The 20,061-nt window shown below is 66.7% G+C and carries 18 protein-coding genes; 9 read left to right on the top strand and 9 right to left on the bottom strand.

The window, feature by feature from the left end; translation table 11 throughout:
- Positions 1 to 4: 4 nt before the first annotated feature.
- From BM360_RS18470 to BM360_RS18440, 7 genes are all read right to left on the bottom strand, one after another.
- A complete protein-coding gene (locus BM360_RS18470) occupies positions 5 to 1,063 on the bottom strand; it encodes an ABC transporter ATP-binding protein (protein WP_093317089.1) in 1,059 nt (352 codons plus the stop codon).
- Between the two features lie 2 nt (positions 1,064 to 1,065).
- A complete protein-coding gene (locus BM360_RS18465) occupies positions 1,066 to 3,891 on the bottom strand; it encodes a TonB-dependent receptor domain-containing protein (protein WP_242653586.1) in 2,826 nt (941 codons plus the stop codon).
- A gap of 134 nt (positions 3,892 to 4,025) precedes the next feature.
- On the bottom strand, positions 4,026 to 4,730 hold the full coding sequence (locus tag BM360_RS18460; RefSeq protein WP_093317084.1) for a polysaccharide deacetylase family protein: 705 nt from the start codon (positions 4,728 to 4,730) through the stop codon (positions 4,026 to 4,028).
- Positions 4,727 to 5,017, bottom strand: a complete 291-nt coding sequence (locus BM360_RS18455) for a hypothetical protein (RefSeq protein WP_093317081.1) — start codon at positions 5,015 to 5,017, stop codon at positions 4,727 to 4,729. The genes BM360_RS18460 and BM360_RS18455 overlap by 4 nt, the downstream gene beginning before the upstream one ends.
- 2 nt (positions 5,018 to 5,019) lie before the next feature.
- On the bottom strand, positions 5,020 to 5,895 hold the full coding sequence (locus BM360_RS18450; RefSeq protein WP_093317079.1) for a carbohydrate ABC transporter permease: 876 nt from the start codon (positions 5,893 to 5,895) through the stop codon (positions 5,020 to 5,022).
- Complete coding sequence (locus tag BM360_RS18445) at positions 5,895 to 6,788, bottom strand: carbohydrate ABC transporter permease (protein WP_093317076.1); 894 nt, start codon at positions 6,786 to 6,788, stop codon at positions 5,895 to 5,897. The genes BM360_RS18450 and BM360_RS18445 overlap by 1 nt, the downstream gene beginning before the upstream one ends.
- Positions 6,785 to 8,068, bottom strand: coding sequence for an extracellular solute-binding protein (locus BM360_RS18440; RefSeq protein WP_165611370.1), 1,284 nt, complete (start codon positions 8,066 to 8,068; stop codon positions 6,785 to 6,787). Before BM360_RS18440 ends, BM360_RS18445 begins: the two co-directional genes overlap by 4 nt.
- Positions 8,069 to 8,292: 224 nt before the next feature.
- Here BM360_RS18440 and BM360_RS18435 point away from each other — a divergent pair, with 224 nt between their 5' ends.
- From BM360_RS18435 to BM360_RS18420, 4 genes are all read left to right on the top strand, one after another.
- Positions 8,293 to 9,069 (top strand): transglutaminase-like domain-containing protein, encoded by a 777-nt coding sequence (locus tag BM360_RS18435; protein ID WP_093317069.1) that lies wholly within the window; start codon positions 8,293 to 8,295, stop codon positions 9,067 to 9,069.
- Positions 9,070 to 9,075: 6 nt separating this feature from the next.
- A complete protein-coding gene (locus BM360_RS18430; protein WP_093317066.1) occupies positions 9,076 to 9,333 on the top strand; it encodes a hypothetical protein in 258 nt (85 codons plus the stop codon).
- Positions 9,334 to 9,434: 101 nt separating this feature from the next.
- Positions 9,435 to 10,535, top strand: coding sequence for a PAS domain-containing protein (locus BM360_RS18425; RefSeq protein ID WP_093317062.1), 1,101 nt, complete (start codon positions 9,435 to 9,437; stop codon positions 10,533 to 10,535).
- Positions 10,535 to 10,987 (top strand): response regulator, encoded by a 453-nt coding sequence (locus BM360_RS18420; protein WP_093317059.1) that lies wholly within the window; start codon positions 10,535 to 10,537, stop codon positions 10,985 to 10,987. Before BM360_RS18425 ends, BM360_RS18420 begins: the two co-directional genes overlap by 1 nt.
- Before the next feature lie 51 nt (positions 10,988 to 11,038).
- Here BM360_RS18420 and BM360_RS18415 read toward each other — a convergent pair whose 3' ends face one another.
- Complete coding sequence (locus BM360_RS18415) at positions 11,039 to 12,394, bottom strand: sensor histidine kinase (protein ID WP_093317056.1); 1,356 nt, start codon at positions 12,392 to 12,394, stop codon at positions 11,039 to 11,041.
- Positions 12,391 to 13,056, bottom strand: a complete 666-nt coding sequence (locus tag BM360_RS18410; RefSeq protein WP_093317455.1) for a response regulator — start codon at positions 13,054 to 13,056, stop codon at positions 12,391 to 12,393. Before BM360_RS18410 ends, BM360_RS18415 begins: the two co-directional genes overlap by 4 nt.
- A gap of 120 nt (positions 13,057 to 13,176) precedes the next feature.
- Here BM360_RS18410 and BM360_RS18405 point away from each other — a divergent pair, with 120 nt between their 5' ends.
- From BM360_RS18405 to BM360_RS18380, 5 genes are all read left to right on the top strand, one after another.
- Positions 13,177 to 13,731: a hypothetical protein gene (locus tag BM360_RS18405; protein ID WP_207544645.1), complete on the top strand. Its 555-nt coding sequence runs from the start codon at positions 13,177 to 13,179 to the stop codon at positions 13,729 to 13,731.
- Between the two features lie 99 nt (positions 13,732 to 13,830).
- Positions 13,831 to 14,244, top strand: coding sequence for a BLUF domain-containing protein (locus tag BM360_RS18400; protein ID WP_165611369.1), 414 nt, complete (start codon positions 13,831 to 13,833; stop codon positions 14,242 to 14,244).
- Between the two features lie 95 nt (positions 14,245 to 14,339).
- Positions 14,340 to 15,836: a DUF389 domain-containing protein gene (locus tag BM360_RS18395; RefSeq protein WP_242653566.1), complete on the top strand. Its 1,497-nt coding sequence runs from the start codon at positions 14,340 to 14,342 to the stop codon at positions 15,834 to 15,836.
- Between the two features lie 1,439 nt (positions 15,837 to 17,275).
- The gene (locus BM360_RS18385; RefSeq protein ID WP_131819301.1) at positions 17,276 to 19,126 is read left to right on the top strand and encodes a hypothetical protein; all 1,851 of its coding nucleotides are present in this window, start codon (positions 17,276 to 17,278) and stop codon (positions 19,124 to 19,126) included.
- Positions 19,117 to 19,959 (top strand): hypothetical protein, encoded by an 843-nt coding sequence (locus tag BM360_RS18380; protein WP_093317041.1) that lies wholly within the window; start codon positions 19,117 to 19,119, stop codon positions 19,957 to 19,959. Before BM360_RS18385 ends, BM360_RS18380 begins: the two co-directional genes overlap by 10 nt.
- Positions 19,960 to 20,061: the final 102 nt, after the last annotated feature.

Here is a 20,061-nt window from a genome sequence, read left to right as displayed (position 1 = left end):
TGCGCTACAGGGCGGGCAGGCGCCGTCCCTCCGCATCGAAGTAATGGTGGTGCTCTTGCGGCAGCTGCACGTGGACGTGCGCGCCGGGCGCCACATCGATCCGCTCGCGCCGCACGACGGTGACTTCCGCCGCGCCGAGCCGGGCCATGATCATCGTGTCCGCGCCGGTCTGCTCCACCGCCTCGACCCGGAGGGCGACGCCGTCCGCCGCAAGAAGGACGTGCTCGGGCCGGATGCCGAGCGTCAGCGGCTCGCCCTCCTTGCCGAGGCAGTCGGTCCGGATCGGCAGGGCGACACCATCCGGCGTCACCAGCGTATCGCCGGTGCGGATGCCAGACAGCAGGTTCATTGCCGGCGAGCCGATGAAGGTGGCGACGAAGATGCTGGCGGGCCGGTCATAGAGGTCGAGCGGCGCACCGATCTGCTCGATCCGGCCGCCCCGCAGGACGACGATGCGATCCGCCATCGTCATCGCCTCGACCTGATCGTGCGTGACGTAGATCGACGCGACGCCCACCTTCCGGTGCAGCGCGCGCAGTTCGGCGCGGACGTGGACGCGCAGCGCGGCATCCAGGTTCGACAAAGGTTCGTCGAACAGGAAGACCTGCGGCTGCCGCACGATCGCGCGGCCAGTGGCGACGCGTTGCCGCTCGCCCCCCGAGAGCTGGCGCGGATAACGATCCAGCAGCTCTTCGAGATTGAGCGACCTCGCCACTTCGCCCACGCGCCGCCCGATCTCGGCCCGAGGCAGGCGCCGCATCCGCAGCGCGAAGCCGAGATTCTGCGCGACGGTCATATGCGGGTAGAGCGCATAATTCTGGAACACCATCGCTACGTCGCGGGCCTTGGCCGGCACGTCGTTGACGACGCGCCCGTCGATGCGGATCTCGCCCGACGTCACCTCCTCCAGCCCTGCGATCATTCGCAGCAGCGTCGATTTGCCGCTGCCCGACGGGCCGACCAGCGCGACGAACTCGCCATGCGCGACTTCGATCGACACGTCGTGCAGGATCGTAGCGGGGCCGAACGCCTTTCCGACCCCGCTGAGGCTGACCGTCGCCACGCTCAATAAGCGAAGCGGAAACCGCTTCGGAAGGTGCGCCCGATCCGATCGTAATAATAGCCGTACTGGCCCGAGTAGAAGCCGATATCGACGCGGCCCGGCACGAACGGCGGCACGGCATTGAACACATTGTCCACCGCCAGGAAGAACTCCGCACGCGGCTTGCTTGCCACGGGGCGGAAGCGCAGCGACAGGTCGAACAGCGAGCTCGATCGGATCGAATTGTCGCTGATCGTCAGCGCGTTGCCCGCCGGACAAGCCGACGTGCACTCCGTCAGCAGCTTGTTCAGCTTGGCCGGCGCGATGTAGCGCCAGGTGACGCCTGCGGTGAAGCGCGCATCGTCATAGGCGAGCGTCACGTTGGAGCGGAACTTGGGCGCATAGGGGCCGGAGGCGACGATGCCGCCGAAATCCCCCGTCACGCCGGCGCCCTGCGACGTCGCGATATTGTCGACATTCTTCAGCGAGATGAGATAGCTGCCGAGCGCCCGCAGCGTGATGGCCGGGCCGTCCGCCGCGCCGGCGAGTGGCAGGCGGTAGGCGATCTCGCCATCGATGCCGCGCGCATCCTGCGACAGATAATTGGCCGGCGGCGTGGCGATGATCGTGATCTGACCCGCGGCATTGCGGGTGATGAACGCGCAGGCGGCCTGATCCCCGGCGGCGCACAGATCGATTACCGTCTGCTCGTTGGGGATCTTCACCGCATCGTCGATATCGATATCGAAATAGTCGATCGACGCCTGCAAGCCGGGCAGGAAGCTGGGCGTCAGCACGACGCCGAGGCCGAGCGTATCGGCGACCTCGGGCTGGAGTAGGGGATTGCCACGCCGCAGCGCGATGAAGGTAGAGTTGGTCTGGTTGCCGTTCAGCCGGTCGATCACGTTGGCGCCCGAGGCCGACTGGCCGGCGGAGAACAACTCGCCAAGATTCGGCGCACGGATGTCGCGCGAGCGGGTGGCGCGGAAACGTATGTCGGCGATCGGCGCATAGACCACGCCCAGCTTCCACGTCGTGACGCCGCCCGACGTGCTGTAGTCCGTCCGCCGCACCGCGCCGCTGACGTCGAGCGACTTGCCGAGCGCGGAGTCGCGCAGCAGCGGCACGTCCGCCTCCACATAGCCTTCGGTCACCTTGTAGCTGCCGAAGCTCGCATGATAATTGCCCGCCGCGAAGCCGTTGGCCTCGTCCGTCGGGGAGGCGAGGCCGCTGACGCTCTCAAATCGGTGCTCGATGCCCAGAGCGATCGAGACGGGGCCGGCCCAGGTCGATACGGGCGAGCCGGTGAGGTTGGCGGCAGCGACGTTCTGCTTCAGCACGTCGTTGCGAATGGCGGTGCCGGTGACGTAGTTCACCGCGGCGGCGCTGTTCACGCCCTGGCCGAAGACGTTGAACGGCACGCAGCCGTCTGCCGGGCTGGTCAGGGTGGAGCGGCAGACGATCGTGCCTGCGGGTGAGCGCACCGCATCCGTCGCCTGGAGGAAGCGCGCAACGATCACGTTGTTGCCCGCAGTGGATTCGATCTCGTTGCGGCTGCGCTGGTAATAAGCGTCCCACCGCCACGTGCCCTCGCCGATGTCGAAGCGGCCGTCGCCGCCGACCGCCCAGCGCGTCAGCTCACGCGTGTTGCGGACGCGGATCTGGCCGATGTCGCCGGTGGTGGTGCCGAGCGTCAGGCTGGTCAGGCCCGCCGCCGCGAGGCGCTGCTGGACGGAGGCCGGGATGAACGCATTGTCGCCCCGGATGGTGAGATTGCCCTGGCGCCGGTAAGGCAGGGTCAGCGTGGAATCGACCGAGCGGGACCATTGCCCCTCGACATAGAGGTTGAGCGCCTCGGCCAGCTCATAGCTCGCGCGGCCGAACAGTACGTGCCGCCGGTCGCGCGCGACGAGATTGAAGACGTTATCCAACCGCGAGATCTGGTAATCGCCGCCCTGCATCGCATTGTTGGTGCTGACGGTGCCGAAGTTGAACGTGCCGACGGCGCCGCCCTGGCCGAAATATGTGCCGCGCAACGGGCCTGCGGTGACGATCCCGCCCGGCGTCGCATTGCTGGAGCCGATGCGGTCGCCGATCAGGTAGAAGGGCTGACCGTTCGCCGCAGTATAGGCGGGGTTGACGTAGACCGCGCCGCCCCCCGGGTTCCACGGCCGATCATTGCCGCCGACGCCTCGATTGCCGGCATATTGCCCTGACAGAAGGACATGGCCGCGCCCTTCGGGGCCGAACTTCGCGCCGGCGGCCAGCGACACGTCCCAGCCGCCATTGTCGCCATAGGTGGTGACGCCGCCGGTGGCCTCGCCCTTCACGCCGGTGAAATCGCGGTCGAGGACGAAATTGACGACACCGGCCAGCGCGTCCGATCCGTACACCGCCGAGGCACCGCCGGTCACCACGTCGACCCGCTGGATCAGGTTCTGCGGAATGTGGTTGATGTCGGGCGCGGCCGCAGCGGTGTTGAACGACGTGTTGATGACGCGCTTGCCGTCCTGGAGCACCAGAGTCCGCGTCGGGCCGAGACCGCGCAGGCTGAGCAGATTGACGCCGATCGCGCCGCCGCTGATCGCGGTCGGCTGGCTGGACGGGGTTACCGACGTGTTGATCTGCGGCAGCAGGTTGAGGCCATCGGCGACGTTGATGTCGGAGCGGGCGGCGAGATCCGCCGCGCTCAGCACCGTCACCGGTGTCGGCGCGTCGAAGCCGTCGCGGACGATGCGACTGCCGGTGACGACGACTTCGCCCTGCGCAGCGGGCGGGTCCTCCTGCGCGATGGTCTGCGCGGCTGCTCCGCCGCTCATGACCAGAGCGGCGAGCGCCGCCGACGACATCAAAGCCACACCGCGTCCACCGCGGCAGCCTGTTCCCGCAAACATCCCCGTTCCCCCTTTGGCCACTATCCGGGCCTGCTCCTCCGTAGCAGGCGGCGGGCTCAGCGCCAGTGGACCGGTGCAAAAATACTGATTTAGATTATTTTTTCGTTGGCGGAGCTGCGGGCGTGCGGAAGCCGCTGGAGTTTGAAGTCGGAGAAGAGGAACTCGTATCCGGCCCGCTCCAGGCAGGCGTCGGTCGGCGCCGAATGGCCCCAGGTGCCGCTCAGCAGCCAGGCGAACGAACGGACGGGATGCCCCAGATGCTCGCGGAAATCGTCCTGCGCGCCGACGATCTCCGCCTGCTGGCCGTCGGCATCGTCGGCGGCAATGCGGGCGTGGTTGCGGGTATGGCTGGCGACGACGTGACCCTGATCGAGGCTCTTCAGCTCATCCCAGCTGAGCGCGTGGCGACCATCGGCATATTCGCCGGGCACCAGCGCAAGCGTGCGTCTGGCGGCGAAGGCGCGCTGATCGTCGGGCGGGCAGCTCGTCCAGCCGGTTACGGCGAAGAACCAGCCGACCAGCCCGTGCCGCTCGAGCAGCGGGCGCATGACGTCGTGATTGTTGCGATAGCCGTTGTAGAGCGCGACGATCACGCCCGGCCGCCCCCCTGCCCAGTGACCGGAGGCAAAGAAAGCGGCGAGATCATCCTCGGTGACCGGCGCATAACGCTCGGCCAGCGCGGCGAGCTCGCGATCATAGTCGTCGGCGCGGTAAGCGGGCGTGTTGTGGTAATTGACGACGCGGATCGGCGGCGCGGCGGCAAAGCTGTCGGCGATCTGGGAAGCGAGGCTCAACGCCGCACCTCCTCGTCGGACAGGCGGGTGAAGGCGGGCCCGTCCGCGCCGAGGATGTGGCGATCGGCGAGAACCTCGATCAGGCGTGCGGTGTCGGCCGGCTCGGGCCGCTCCACTGCCATGTCGCGCAGCGCGGCGGCCAGCTTGGGCTCGCCCTCATCCTTGACCGCCAGGTCGCCGCGCAGATCCTCCGCGACGAGAAACATCGGCACGCCCACTTCCGAATAGGGCCGGGCGCCCAGCCGGGCCATGTCCGCCGCCAGCGCCGCCGCATCGTGCCGGTCCATCGTCATCCCTTCACGCTGCCCGCGGTCAGCCCGCGGACATAGAAGCGTTGCAGCCCCAGGAACACCAGCATGACCGGCAGCACCGAGATGCAGATGGCCGCCCGCTGCAAAGCCTCGGTCGACTGATCGGCAAAGGCGCCGCGCAGGAGATAGATGCCGACGGGCAAAGTCTGCAGCCCCGACGCGCCGCGCGTCACCGTGATCGTCCAGATCACTTCGTTCCAGTGATAGACGAACACGAAGATGCCGAGCGTCGCGAGCCCCGGCCGGATCAGTGGAAGGACGATGGTGAGGAAGATGCGGAACTCGCCCGCGCCGTCCAGCCGGGCTGCGTCGATCACCTCGTCGGGTACGCCGAGGCAGAATTGCCGCATCAGGAAGATGCCGTACCAGCTGACCGCAAAGGGCAGGACCAGCGCGGCATAGGAGCCGAGCAGGCCCGATCCGCCCTGGCCCCACAGATCGTTGCCGCCGAGCAGCGGCACGAAGCGCAGCAGGAAGAAGATCGGGATGATCAGCAGGAAGAAGGGGAACATCTGCGCCCCGAGCACGAGCCTGAGCATCAGGGTCGTGCCCGGCACGCGGAACTTGGCCAGCGCGTAACCGGCCATCGCGCTGGTGATGAGCTGGAGCAGGGTGATTGCGGAGGTGACGAACACGCTGTTGGCGAGCCATGTCGCCATCGGCAGCTCATCGAACACGCGGGCGAAATTGCGCCATTGCGGATCGCGCGGCCAGTAGACCTGCGGCACGGCCAACAGCTCCTGCGGCGTGCGGAGCGCCCCCAGGAACATGTCGGCGAAAGGCAGCGCCATCGCCAGCGCGCCGAGCGTCAGCGCCGCATATCTCAAGAGGGCGAGGGGATGAGGCGGGCGCATCAATGCCGTTCCACCCCGCCGCGGCGCAGCAGGCGGAACTGCGCCAGGCTGAAGGCGAGGATGATCGCCGCGAGGACAAAGGCCGCCGCGGACGCGCGGCCGAGCCGCAGATCGGTGAAGGCCATGTCGTAGAGATAGAGCCCGGCCACCGTGGTCGCGCGGGCGGGGCCGCCCTCTGTCATCACCAGCATGAGCGCGAACGAACTCAGCGCGGTGATCAGGCTGGTGACGGTCACGAACAGGAGGGTGGGGCGCAGCAGCGGCAGCGTCACATGCCAGAACAGGCGGAGCGGACCCGCCCCGTCGAGCTCGGCCGCCTCGTGATAGCTGTGGTCGATCTCGTTCAGCCCGGCGAGGAACAGGAGGACGTTGTGCCCGAGCGTCATCCATGCCGACACCATGATCAGCGACGGCATCGCCCAGTTGATCCCGGTCAGCCAGTCAGGCCCCGGCAGGCCGAGCAGGTCCAGCGCACGGTTGAGCAGGCCGTTTGTGTCGTTCAGCAGGAAGCGCCAGATGTAGGCGATCGCGACGATGTTGGTGATCATCGGCAGCCAGAACAGCATGCGCCACATCGACTGGAGCCGGCTGCGCGCGATCAGGACCGCAATGCCGAGCGCCAGCGGCACGCCGACGATCAGCGATCCGGCGGCGAACAGGAAGGTGTTGAGCAGCGACCGCATGAAGAACGGGTCCTGCTCGAACAAATAACGGTAATTGCCCCAGCCGACCGGCCTGGCGGCACCGATGCCGTTCCAGTCGGTGGTGCTGACCCACAGCGCAAAGCCGAGCGGCCCGACCAGGAAGACGAGCGCGAACAGGGCCGCGGGGGCGAGAAACAGGTAAGGCGCGAGCCCCCGCGCGGCGAAGGCGGACGACGATCCCGCGCTCATCGCGGCTGCTCGGCAAGGATCGCGCGGATCTCGCGATCGGCGGTGGCGAGCGCGGCAGGCGGGCTCATACGGCCATACCAGGCAAGCTCGATATAATAGCGGAGCAAGCGGTCGATCTCCTCGGCATGCCACACATTGGCCTGCGGTCGCGCGCCCGGTGCCTCAAGCGCCGCGACGAAGCCGCGGCTGAACGGGTCGGCGAGCTGGCCCCGCATGGCGGCGAGATCCGCGCGGTTGCCGGTCAGGTCCCCCATGCCGCCCAGCATCCGCCCCGTGCAGGTCAGCCCGTCACGCCCGCGCGCCTCGTTGAGCCAGCGGATCAGCGCCCAAGCCTGCGGCCTTGACGGGCTGGCGCGTTCCACGCCCCAAAAGAAGGAATAGATCATGGTTCCGCCCGGTCCGTCCGTCGGAATAGGCGCGACGCCGACTTCGCTCGAGAAGCGGTCTCCGAACGCCTCGGCGAGCGCGCTCTTCTGCCAGTTGGCGAGCACCGTCATCGCCGCCGCGCGACCCGCGAAATTGCCGACCGTCATGGCGTGGCTGGTGATCCCCCGCCGGAACAGCATCGCCCCTTCCCGGACGATACGGGCGGCGGCGGGCGAGCGGAGGTTGGTGCCGCGCCCGTCCGCGGTGAACGGCGGGACGCCTGCCGCGTACATCTGTGCGTAGAAGGTGTGGGCGATGTTCGCGGTGGTCGTGCCGAAGGCGTAGCCGCCGCGCACGACATTGCCCTGCCGGTTTCGCCGCACCGTGGCCGCACCGATCGTCGCCAGCTCGGCCCAGGTCCTGGGCGGCGCGCGGTAGCCTGCGGCTGCGAGCATGCGGCGATTATAGACGAGCTGATAGACGCTGACGGCCGACGGCATGCCCCACAAGCGCCCGCCGATCGTCGCCGCCTGCACCGTCGCGGGCGTGTAGGCGGCGCGCACCAGGCGCTCCAGCGATGGCGGAGGCCGATCGAGCGCACCCACCCCGATCAGCTGCGGCGCCCAGATCGAATACAGGTTGTAGATGTCTGCCGGTGACCGCCCGACCCGCGAGATGAGCACGGTCTGGAGGTAATCGCGGTAGGAGACCTGTTGGTAGTCGATCCGGAGGCCGGGATGCGCCGCCTCATAGCGCTTGAAACAGGCGAGCAGCGGCGCGGCCTGCTTGGCGGTGTAATGCGCCGCCACGCGCAGCGTCGTCGGTGGGCTCGCCGCCGATGCGGGCGCGACTGCCCCGGCAAGCGTCAGGCATGTGGCGAGGACGAAGCGCAGCGTGCGAAGCGTTTGGATCAACGGGATGTGCGATTCATGACGATCCCGGCCAAAACAGCGCCGCCCCCCTTTGGTTCACCCCGCACCATTCGATCTCCGTCGGCGCGCAAGCGGGTTTGAGGCGCTTGTCGACGGGAAGGCAAGCCCCGCATCGTCGCGCCGCCAGAAGCCATGCCGCAATGTGCGGAATCGTTCGGAGGCAGCGGCCGGGAGGATCGAACTTAACCGACGTCAGTTTGGCGACGATGCAGATCAAGATCCACGCGCACCTGGACTATCAGCTCAGCCAGCCAACCGACATCCTGCTTCAGGTCGAAGCGGCGATGATCCCGGAGCAGACGATCGACGACGCCCATATCGATCTGCCCAAGCTGGAGCATTTCGCGCGGGTGACGGGGCACGATGGGATCGGCGACAGGATCTGGCTGCGCGCGGAAGGGCGGCTGATCGTCGATTATACCTCGACGGTTACGATCAATCGCATCCTTGCCGATGTCAGCACCCTGCCAAGGATCGAGCCGCATCTGCTGCCCGGCGAGACCGTGCAGTACATGATGCCGTCGCGCTTCTGCCAGTCCGACCAATTTCAGACGTTCGTCGCATCGCAGTTTGGCGGGCTCGAAGGCGGGCAGCGCGTTGCCGCGATCCGCGACTGGGTGAGCAGCCATTTCGACTATGTTCCGGGCGTCAGCACGGGCAGCACGACGGCGCTCGACACCTTCGTCAAGCGGCAAGGCGTGTGCCGCGATTATGCGCACGTCATGGTCACGCTGGTGCGGGCGTGCGGCATTCCGGCACGCGTTGCGGCAGTCTACGCGCTCGGCGTCGAGCCGCAGGATTTCCACGCCGTGGCAGAGGTGTTCCTCGGTGGCGAATGGCATCTGGTCGATGCGACCGGAATGGCGCGCGAGGGCGGCATGGCCAAGATCGGGGTCGGCCGAGACGCGGCGGACGTTGCCTTCCTGACAGCCTACGGCGCGGTCAAGATGAACAACCAGTCCGTCGAAGTCGAGCCGGCCTGACCGCTCATGTCCTTCACGCAGCTCAATCCGCCCATCCCGGTCACCGTGCTCGACAAGGGCAAGGGCTATGCCGTCGGGATCATCGATTATGGCCAGGAGCACAACCTGATCTGGGTGACGGCCCTGAACGACAGCGGAGAGATCTGGTGCGCGCCGAACCCGCAGGTGCGGATGCAGGGCAATTGGACCATGGGCCGCACCGGCACGCCGCGGGGTGCGGTGTGCGGTTCTTCGCAAGCCGGACCGATGGCCGCGCGGACCTGAGCCGGACAGCGAGGCTGCGTGCGTTGCGTGTGATTTGTAGGCGTGTCGATCCTGCCTCCCCATGGTGAGGCGTGGCTGGCCTGCTTAAGGGTGGAGGTTCGATGCGGCAGAAGGACGATTGGCACCTCACCGACGCGCTGGCCTACGAGCATGGCCGGGGCGATCCGTTCGCCGCCGCCGTGCGTGCGACGCGGATGCCGATGGTCATCACCGATCCCGCCCAGCCCGACAATCCGATCGTCTTCTGCAACGAGGCGTTCCAGACGCTGACCGGCTATGATCGCGAGGAGATTGTCGGCCGCAACTGCCGCTTTCTGCAAGGGCCTGACACCGATCGGGCGTCGGTGGCCAAAGTCCGGGCCGCGATCGAGGAGGAGACCGACGTTTCGGTCGATCTCCTCAACTACAAGAAGGACGGCACGACCTTCTGGAACGCGCTCTATCTTAGCCCAGTGCGCGACGATGCGGGCACGGTGGTGTTCTTCTTCGCATCGCAGCTCGACGTGACCGACCGGGTGGAGGCGCAGCGCATCATCGCCGGGCAGAAGGAAGCGATCGAGCGCGAGGTGGAGGCGCGCACGGCGGACCTTGAGGCTGCCCTCGCCGCCAAGACGCTGCTGCTCCACGAGGTGGATCACCGCGTCAAGAACAACCTGACGATGATCGGGTCGCTCCTGCGGCTACAGGCGCGCAACATTCCCGATCCGGCGATCGCATCGAAGCTGGAGGCGATGCTGGAGCGGGTGGACGCGCTCGCAACGGTCCACCGCAGGCTCTATCAATCGGAGGACATCACCCGGTTCGACGTCGGCGCGTTTGCGGAGAACCTCGTCACCGACGTGGTCGGGGCAAGCGGGCGCAGCGACATCGTCATCGACGCGGATGTCGCCTGCATCGAGGTGCCCTCCAGCCAGGCGGCGGCCTTGGGCCTGATCCTCAACGAAGTCGTCACCAACGCGATCAAGCACGGTTTCGCGGGTGGAAGGAGCGGAACCATCATGTTGCGCGCCAGCGTGGCGGAAGGCTGCGCCTCCATCGAGATCGGCGATGACGGACCGGGCTTCGAGAGATCGGGCGCAGAGTCGAGCGGGCTTGGCACCGTGCTGATCGCGCGCCTGTCCAAACAGGTGGGGGCAACCCCGATCTGGTCCGATGCGGCTCCGGGCGCGCGCTTCACGCTCACCTTCCCGGTGGACAAGTGATGATCAACCGTCCCTGCGCGCCGCTCAACGTGCTGATCGTCGAGGATGAGGCGCTCCTCGCCATGGATATCGAAGCGATGGTGGAGGATGCCGGCCACAAGGTGGTGGCCGAGGCGGCATCCTTGTTCGACGTCGAGGACCTCGACAGCACGCTGGTTCCGGACCTCGCCTTTGTCGACGTCCAGCTCGCCCAGGGCACCAACGGCATCGACGTCTGCCACCTGATCCGCGAGCGTTGGTCGGATGCGTTCGTGGTGTTCGTCACCGCCAATCCGCTGAAGATCCCGGAGGATTATGCCGGCGGGCACGGCGTGATCCCCAAACCCTTCTCGCGCAATGGCCTGCTCTCGGCGATGCGCTACATCGAGGAGGGGGTGTGCGATCCGCCGCCCACGTCGCCGCAGCCAGCCAGCTTCATCGCGGCCCCCGCCTTTGCCGCGAGCTGGAAGTAAGGTCGCGTAGCCCGATAGCTGAGCATCGACGCGGCGGGATGGCGCCTGTCTCTATGAAGCCACTGCCCCGGCCGGTAGCATCAGCGTCGCACGCAGGCCACGCCCCGATAGGGCGGGGTGAAGGGCAAGGCTGCCACCGTTCAGTTCGGCCAGTTCCTGCGTGATCGGCAGGCCGAAGCCGTGCCCATCGCCCCGTTCGTCGAGCCGACGCCCCGGCACCAGCGCCTCGGCGATCGCCTGCCCGGTCAGTCCCGCGCCATCGTCGTCCACAGTGATCGCGATCAAAGGGCCTTGCCGCTCGGCATGCACGCTCACCTGCATGGTGGCGTGGCGGAAGGCGTTGTCGAGGAGATTGCCGAGCATTTCGTCGAGATCCTGGCGGTCGGCCGCAACCGCGAGATCCGGCGCCACTGCGGCGTGCCATGCTATGTTCCGGTCCGCATGCACCCGCTCCATCACCTTCAGCAGATCGGTGACGGCGGGCGCGAGCATCGCGCCTTCGCGGCGGCCACCTCCAGGCGATACGATACGGGCACGGCCGAGATGGTGGCGAACGCGCGCGTCGAGATCGGCGATAAGCGCGCGCAGGCTCCCATCCGCATCGGCACCGCTCTCCGCCAGCTTCAGCGACAAGGCGGCAAGCGGCGTCTTCAGCCCATGCGCGAGATTGGCGACGTGCCGCCGCGCCTGATCGAGCTGCGCCGCATTCTGCTCGACCAGCGCATTCAGTTCCGTCGCAAGAGGCCGAAGCTCATCCGGCTGGTCGACCGGCACCGTGCGCGCACGGCCGGACCGGACGTCGGCGATCGAGGCGCCGAGCCGACGCAGCGGGCGAAGGCCCAGGCGGACCTGCAGCACGATGGCCAGAGCGAGCACGGCCCCGAGGATCGCGAGCGAGCCGAGCAGCGGCACCATTGCCTCTCGCAGCGGCGCACGCAGCATGCGGCGCGGTACGCTCGCGACGATCCGGACGGGACCGGCCGCCGTCTCCACCGACAGCATGCGCAGGTGCACGCGCTCCCCCGACCGCGTCATCCCCTCCACGGGCCTGGTGCCGCCGGGCTCGGGATGGGAATGCGGCGGCGCGATGAGGCGGCGGTCCTCGGCCCGAATGCCGTCGCCGCTTTGCCAGCGGCCGCGCGGGCCATCGACACGCCAGCCCCACCCCGGCTCGGCCCGTGCAAAGCTCGGCAGGTCGACCACACGGGCGGCGTCCAGCGTGCCGTCCGGCCGCACCGCACGCGCGAGCATGCCGATCTGCGTGTCCAGTTGCTGGTCGAGCCCGCGCATGACGAACCGCTCCAGCACGTGGCCGATGCCGATCGCGGCCAGCGCCAGCGCCAGCGCCATGGCGAGCGTGGAGATGGCGAGCAGGCGCCCGGCGAGCGAGCGCGGCAGCAGCCTCACGTCGCGCCCGCCGTGACGCGGTAGCCGCGGCCGCGCACGGTCTCGATCCGCTCCGCCCCGATCTTCTTGCGCAGGCGGCCGATGATCACCTCGACCGAGTTCGAGTCCACATCGGCATCGCCTTCATAGACCCGCTCGATCAGGTCGGCACGATCGACGACGATCTCCTTGCGCAGCATCAGCGTGGTGAGCACGCGCCACTCCATGGCGGTGAGTTTCAGCGGCAATCCGTCGCACTCGACCGTGCCGAGCTGCGCATCGAAGCTGAGGCCGCCGCAGGTGATGGTCGCGCCGGCATGCCCCGCCGCGCGGCGCACCAGCGCTCTCAAGCGCATGATCACCTCCTCCACGCGGAACGGCTTGGTCAGGTAATCGTCGGCGCCCGCCTTGAACCCGGCGACCTTTTCCGACCAGCCATCGCGCGCGGTCAGGATCAGCACCGGCATGTCGCGGCCCTCCGCCCGCCATTCGCGCAGGATGGTCACGCCATCCTTCTTCGGCAGGCCGAGATCGAGCACCACCGCGTCATACAGTTCGGTCGAGCCGAGATGGCCGCCATCCTCGCCATCGCCGGCGACATCGACTGCGAAATTCTCCGCCCGCAACGCCCGTGCGATGCCGCCTGCCAGGGTCGTGTCGTCCTCTACGAGCAGGATGCGCATGCGGTCTTCCTCCAACCTCCGCCTAGAGGCCGCAGCCAAACCGAAACTGAACGATCCGGTTCAGCGGGGCGGTGGCACCGCTGCGTAGAAGGACGCCATCAACAGCGATGGAGTGTCCCCATGACTGATCGTGTCCTGCCTCTTTTCCGCCCCGCGCCAAATGGCAAGCTGAAGCTGACGATGATCGCCGCGGCGCTGCTGGCGGTTGGTGGCGTTGGTGGTGCCGTTGCCATGGCCGAGACGCGGCCGAGCGTGACGATGGCCCCGGTGCGGCCGGTCGCGATCCGCTCGCTCGCCTCCGACTCCGACGTCGTCAGCATCCGTGGGCGCGTGGCCGAAATCTACGGCAACAAGTTCATCGTAGATGACGGCACCGGACGCGTCCTGGTCGAGACCGGCCCGCAGGGTGACAGCCGCCCGCTGGTCACCGTCAACGCGCCTGTCACGGTGCAGGGCCGGTTCGGGCGCGGCTTCATGCACGCCGCCTTCCTGGTCGGCGCCGACGACAAGGTGATCGTGCTCGGCCCGCCGGCCCCGCCGCCGCACAAGTCGCATCCGCCGCGCCCTGCCGCCGGGCCGCGGCAGCCGGGCGCGCCCATGCCGGCGCCGACCGGCGATACGCCGCCACCTGCACCGGTCGATGCGGAGCCGGCTGCGCCCGCCAGCGGCCAGTGAATGGCAGCGGAGCGAAGCCGGGCTTCGCTCCGTCCCGCCGTGCCCTGTCCTTTGGGCCGGCTAGCTTCCCGCACAGCGGCTTTGTACATGTCGAGGGACATGCGCCTCCTTCTCTACACCAGCACGAACCTCATCGCGGAGGACCAGCGGGCGCTGGACGCGCTGATGGTCCAGTGCCGTACGAACAATGCGGTGGACGGCATCACCGGACTGCTGTGGACCGACAATGTCCGCTTCGCCCAGGCGCTGGAGGGTGGCGAGGAGGCGATCGCGTCGCTGCTCGATCGCTTGCGTACGGACGATCGCCATGCCGACATGCACGTTATCTGGGACGAGGTCTCGACCGAGCGGCATTTCGGTGCATGGTCCATGGTGATGCCCGCCGAGGACGTGCTGGCGCAGCTCTACGAACAACGCCTGATCCAATTCCTGCAGCGCCTGCCGCCGGCACTCGGCGATGCGTTCGCCGGCATCGTCAGGCGAGGCAGTGCGCACGCCGGCAGGAGCGGGTAGGCCGCCGCCGTCCAGCTCATGCGGCGTCGGGGTCGCCTTCAAGGTCGTTGCTCGTCTATGTGGCCGCTCCAGCCATCATGAAGGAGCAACGCCGGGTGTCAGTGGCGTTCGATGGCGATCGCGGCGGCAGCTTGCATCGCTGGAAAGCCTGGTTCGCGAACGATGTCGATCATGACGCCGTCCTCCGCCAGATCGCAGACGAAGCCGGCTGGTCGGGCCGTTATGCCTTCTTGATCGTCATATCGGCTGCGATCTCGCTGCTCGGCCTGCTCATGCCGTCCGTCGCCGTGCTGATCGGTGCGATGCTGCTCTCCCCCCTCATGATGCCGATCATCGGCATGGGTTTCGGCATCGCCACCTTCGATTTTCAGGAGATACGCCGCTCCGCCAGCGCGCTGGCGGCGGGCGCGCTGATCGCGGTGCTCCTGTCGATCGTGCTGGTGTCCGTGTCGCCGATCCAGACGATCACCAGCGAGATTGCCGGGCGCACCCGACCCACCCTGTTCGATCTGCTCGTCGCCCTGCTGTCCGCCGTCGCGGGCGCCTATGCGCTGATTCGCGGGCGTGGCGGCACTGTGGTCGGCGTGGCCATCGCGATCGCGTTGATGCCGCCACTCGTCGTCGTCGGCTTCGGCATCGCGACCGGCAACATGACCGTGTTCATGGGCTCGCTGCTGCTGTTCCTCACCAATGCCGTGACGATCGCGCTGACGGTCGCGCTGGTCGCGCGCGCCTATGGCTTTGGCAGCCACCTGTCGCCGCATCATACCGGCTGGCAGGTCACGCTGTTCATCGTCGCCGTGGGTCTCCTCGCTCTGCCGCTCGTCGCCGGCCTGCGGCAGATCGCCTTCGAATCCGTCGCCCAGCGGCAGGTGCGCGATACGGTGCGCGCACGGTTCGCGCCGGAGGCCCGGCTGAGCCAGCTGGATATCGACTATTCCGCCCAGCCCATGCGGGTGCGCGCGGTGATGGTGACGCCGCGCCTCGTGCCGCAGGCCGATCGGCTGCTGACGGCGGACTTGCAAGAGCGGCTGGCCCGCCCGGTCAACATCCACATCGACCAGCTTCGCGTTTCCCTGGACAGCGGAGCGGCCGAAGCTGCCCAGATCGCCCGCGCGGGCGAGGGGCCGGAACTGGCGGATTCTCGGCAGCAGAGCCGCGCGGTTGCGGATCTGGCGCTGATCGCCGGGGTCGAACCTGCAGCGGTGCGGGTGGATGGCAGTGCCCACAGCCTCTCAGCTGTCGTCGCGCCGCTGCCCGGGCTCGGGCTGGACGGCTACCGCGCCCTCGAAGATCGCGCCCGGCGCCAGCTGCCCGACTGGACGGTCGCGCTCGCTCCTCCGACTGACACGCCCTTGCCCGCCATGACGATCCGCCAGGGCGTCCTCGACGACGCGGCGCTAGGGCTTGCCGCATGGGGCTCGGCCCGCCTGTCCCGAGCCGTATTGGTGGACGGCGGCACAAGTGGACAACGCGCCGCCGTGGCAGAGGGCATCGTCGCCCGCGGCGGCACCGCCGAGCCGGGGCGAGCCGGTGGCCGGCTGTCGCTGCGCTGGTCGCAGGAAGCGGGTGAGACGATCTCGAACCGGTGATCGGCTTGGCAATCTGGTTTGAGAAGAATGATCGTCTGCAAAGCTCACGTGCTCCCGGTGCTGTGCAGTCACCCTGCGGCACAGACTGGCGATGAATCACGTTAGGGTGGTTCCGCGGGCGCAGTTGCAGATGTGTGACTCCCACGCCCAGTTGCAGGTCGCGGAAAAGTACATGCGGCTCCATCAGGAGGGAATTGGGGGATCCGACAATGACGCTCTTCGGTGCTGAGCTGTTTACCCCGCTCGCGGCGTATAGCGTGGAGACGCACGACATTGCCCTTCGTCTTGCTACGGTCCTCTTCTCGAGGACGGGCTTCAGCTGCTTCACGACAACCTTCCTGCGGCCTTCCAGGCGGAGGCTGAGGCAATCGCCATAACCGAAGCCGCTGCTGATGGCGGGAGTGAGCAGGCCGCTGAGATGATGGCGGTGGGTACAACGATCTTCACCGCGGACGGGCTCGCTGGTGCCGCCCGGCTGCTAGCGGCTGCTCGGCAGCTCTCACACTAGTCGCGGATGCCCTTCCAGGCAGTTTGCCGCCACACTCAGCCCGCAAGCTCGCGATCACCTCGTCTAGGCGGGGACGAAACAGTCATTGGCTGGGCTCTCCTTCTCGCGTGCGAGTTCCTCCAGCACGTTGCCTGCTGGCGAGGAGTGAGCGCGCGGAAGATCGCACGCACCGCGAGACCGGCGGCCGGGTCCATCGCAGTCCTTTCGATTTCCGGCCGACAGTGTGGGGCAGGCTGTGAGAGCCTGCATCGGGGTGATGCTCGATAAGCCGGCGGGAGATCGCTCGGGATCTGTCCTGCGCTAGCGTTACGTTCGAGAGGGTGGCGCTGGCTGCAGGGCCAGCGCCACCAGTCAGGTCGCGGCTCTCAGATGGACCGATCCGGAACGGCTTGCATCACCCGATCGGGTGATGCGAATTAACACTGATGCGGGCAACCACGAGACACTCAAAGATGGATCAAGAGCGCGATCGTGATGCAGTCTGAGGCGATGGGCATAGCGGTCCAGAATCGGATCTGTCGCCATCGAGGCGGTGATCAAGCTGGAAACCACGCACCCCTGTAGAAGCCGGAACTATGCTGCTCATATCGCAACGCACGGTAGACCAGATGGGGGAGGGGCGTGCCGATCTCCTTGGGTCGCGTATCTCCATATGGCTAGAGACCGAACTGGTTGGGTGGCGTCAGCGCGATCGCGTTGAGCGAGAGCAGCATCTGCGGCGTATTATTGCTTACGGCCGCCGAATCGGTATGCGCGTCGAGACAGATTATGCGCTGCTAGCGCTGCTCCTGCTGATGACGCCGAATGGTCTACACCGTGCGACGACCGAGCCCGACATCATTCGGGTACTTGAAGCGCCTGAACCGTCGGCTCCGTCAAAACTTATGACGCTAGAGAAGCTTCTAGCACACCCTTCGACTAAGGGGGCTTAGTGGATAGCAAGCTTCCCGCTGCGGCGCACCGTGCGGAACAATCTGGGCTCAGCAGCAGCGGCGGTCCCGACATGATCACCTTGCCCTGTGGAGCCAAGGTGCCGCGCGAGCGATACGAGGATTGCGTTCTAAAGGAACTGATCCTCGAGATTAGTGATGGCGGCAACTACAAGAAATTTGATCTCACCGCACAGCGCCGCCACGAGGCGGTCGATGCTAAAGTGTTCGATGATTACGTCGAGCCGTTGAAGCGGCACGACCTTGTAATCGAAGCGCTGAGCTCGGTTGATCTGGGTAGGAGAGGAACCCACCTTCGCACGCGGGCGATGGCCATCAATTCTAGCGTACACCACACGTTTCAGCCGCCACATCCGGAAACGCGGATCGGGTCGGCAGCCACCACTAACGGTGGCAAGCCCGCGTCCGCTGATCTGCGCGTGCCGGAGCGAAGCGGCCTGCAGAGCTGGCTCTCTATCTGGCCATTCCGCGCAGAGCGACAGCGCGAGCATGTCGTGAGCGGCCAAGCGTGCGGCCACACGGTGATTGGCAGCAACGTGGCACCTGCGCCGGCGCTTGGGCAGCTTGACATGCTGCTGATTGTCATGCCCGAGGAAGAATGGTCTTTTCAAATCAAGGGGATCAAGGGCAAGGGCAGCACCTTTCCGAAGCTCGACAGCAAGAGTGGATCAAAGAGCACGGAACGTCTTCAGATAAAGCGAGCCGGTGATCGGGAGTCCGGAGGGTGGGGTGCGAAAAGCGTCACCACGACGATCGAGCGTGCTGGTGCCTCGATCAGCACCAAAACCAGCACCGGACGCGATTTCAAATCCGAAAACCGCACGGAGACGGACAAGGACGGCGCTTCTCACTCCACTACCGTGACCACGGGACGCGACTATCATCAGGAGTCCATCAACTACACCGACAAGGACGGTGCGGGCACGACATATAGCGAGACGACTAACAAGGGCGATTACAGCGAGACGACCACGCTGACCCAGGCCGATGAAGGGCCGATCGGATCGCGCACTTTTTCTGTTTCGCAAACTGAGTCTACCAAGGACGGCGTCAAACCCATTTCTGCCAAGACGCGCTACAAGGCTAGCGAGATGTTCTCGCTGCAGGTAAAATCGGCAGGCGAGACGGCCACCTTTCAGCCGAGCGTCTGGGTAGACCGCTTCTACGAAGCTGGCGAAATCCTGAAGGACATGGCCAAGTTGCTGTCCTCCTTCAAGGCAGGCGTCAGCTACGGCTATGACTACAAGATGTTCGAAGGCGATCTAAGCGCTAGCTGGGGGTATCGCTGGCCCGCCGACTATAAGGAGGAAAGCCGCGTCTACTACGTGGAGCGGTTCGTCACGCTCGCGGGCGATATCACGCTGATCGAAGGATCGCTGTCGCTGTTCGTGGGGCTCGATTTTGATAAGGGCTGGTTGCCGGCGGGCGTCCGCGCCATCGTCGAGCTTTCGATTACGATGGGGCTGCACCTCGCGCCGCAATGCAAACTAACCTACACCAACTACAAAACGGCGCAGCCGACCGACGTATCCTACCAGACCGACCTCGATCTCTCGATCACCCCAAAGGCCAAGGGCAACGGCACCGCTCGTGTATTCGGATATCGGCGGGAGCTAAATTTCGAGCTGGCCGGCATCTTCAAGGCGGCAGCGAGCCTCACCGTGTCGATGGCAGCTCCCCCTTCGCTCAAGGCAAGCGTGGGGCTGGACAAGGGTATTTGCATCACTGGCTATTTCTATAATTCGAGCAAGGTGCCTCCGCGCGAGGATATCGAGCCGATCGAACTGGTGAAGCCCTGCATGATCCTCAAGGAGCGCGAGTTTTGGAGCTGAACCCGGATCCGTTCCGCGGCCCCGTGCTCTACGGGCTGGAGATCGAAAGCGGCGATGCTCTGGTCGCGGAAACGTGGCTGAACCGCGTCATGCTAGGGCGCACGCAGCCCGGAAAGGCGGCTGCGCAGTCCATTCCAATCCACCACGACTTGGTGGTCGGTGAGAATCTAGTGGAGGTAGTGCTAGGCCCGCCGGGCCGCGATCTCTCCGCTTTGCCTGTCGCCTTCCCCGGGGCTCCTCCGTCCGGTGCGCATGGCATGGTGGAGCTACAGGGTGACGAGACGCGGATCGATGGCGATCAATTGACGGTGACATCGCACCCGTTAGCTCGGGACCGCTGGGACGCCAGGGAAGCGGAGCCGCCGATTGTGCTGCCGCACCGGCTACGTATCGCCTTCAAGCCCGATCATCTCACCGCGTCCGCGCCGTGGGCGGCGGGGCAGCGCGCTGATCCGCGGGAGGCAGCGGATGCCACCTATGCTGAACTGCGTCGCGTCGCCGGGCTGCTGCAATCGGGCAACCTCGATGGATTCGCATGGGCGACGGCACGACGGCGCGAGCATATGGCTCGCTGCTACCCGCTTGGCCCTGACGCTGCGCAACAGCAGCAGGACGACGTGGCTGCAATCGTGAGTATGCGTGCCAAGCCGGGCTTCTCTGCCGAACTGCTGCCAAGCACGCGAGCCCATTTCCGGGTGCAGGCGGACGGGCGGTTGTTCGACTGGGTGGATGGGCAAGGCGAACCGATCCTCACCATTGGCACCTCCGACCGGCGTCACGCGCTAAACCTGCAATTTAGCCTCTTGGACGGTCGGTGGACCATAGTGCGCTGATAGGCCGAGCCTCGGCCGCCGACTAAGGTTCGTCTGCGATCCTGGTACGCGCAGATAAGCAGTGCGTGCTTGATGACGTGGCGTCCGCGGGGAGGGCGTCGG

This window comes from Sphingomonas jatrophae (genome assembly GCF_900113315.1).
Classification (GTDB): domain Bacteria; phylum Pseudomonadota; class Alphaproteobacteria; order Sphingomonadales; family Sphingomonadaceae; genus Sphingomonas_P; species Sphingomonas_P jatrophae.
Note: the sequence above shows the minus strand (reverse complement) of the source record. Positions and strands in the feature narration are given on the sequence as shown.

Excerpts from the sequence above, each read along its gene's own strand:
- BM360_RS18465 (WP_242653586.1), bottom strand. The coding sequence starts at position 3,891 with ATGTCGTCGGCGGCGCTCGCCGCTCTGGTCATGAGCGGCGGAGCAGCC.
- BM360_RS18455 (WP_093317081.1), bottom strand. The coding sequence starts at position 5,017 with ATGGACCGGCACGATGCGGCGGCGCTGGCGGCGGACATGGCCCGGCTG.
- BM360_RS18450 (WP_093317079.1), bottom strand. The coding sequence starts at position 5,895 with ATGCGCCCGCCTCATCCCCTCGCCCTCTTGAGATATGCGGCGCTGACG.
- BM360_RS18445 (WP_093317076.1), bottom strand. The coding sequence starts at position 6,788 with ATGAGCGCGGGATCGTCGTCCGCCTTCGCCGCGCGGGGGCTCGCGCCT.
- BM360_RS18435 (WP_093317069.1), top strand. The coding sequence starts at position 8,293 with ATGCAGATCAAGATCCACGCGCACCTGGACTATCAGCTCAGCCAGCCA.
- BM360_RS18430 (WP_093317066.1), top strand. The coding sequence starts at position 9,076 with ATGTCCTTCACGCAGCTCAATCCGCCCATCCCGGTCACCGTGCTCGAC.
- BM360_RS18425 (WP_093317062.1), top strand. The coding sequence starts at position 9,435 with ATGCGGCAGAAGGACGATTGGCACCTCACCGACGCGCTGGCCTACGAG.
- BM360_RS18420 (WP_093317059.1), top strand. The coding sequence starts at position 10,535 with ATGATCAACCGTCCCTGCGCGCCGCTCAACGTGCTGATCGTCGAGGAT.
- BM360_RS18410 (WP_093317455.1), bottom strand. The coding sequence starts at position 13,056 with ATGCGCATCCTGCTCGTAGAGGACGACACGACCCTGGCAGGCGGCATC.
- BM360_RS18405 (WP_207544645.1), top strand. The coding sequence starts at position 13,177 with ATGACTGATCGTGTCCTGCCTCTTTTCCGCCCCGCGCCAAATGGCAAG.
- BM360_RS18400 (WP_165611369.1), top strand. The coding sequence starts at position 13,831 with ATGCGCCTCCTTCTCTACACCAGCACGAACCTCATCGCGGAGGACCAG.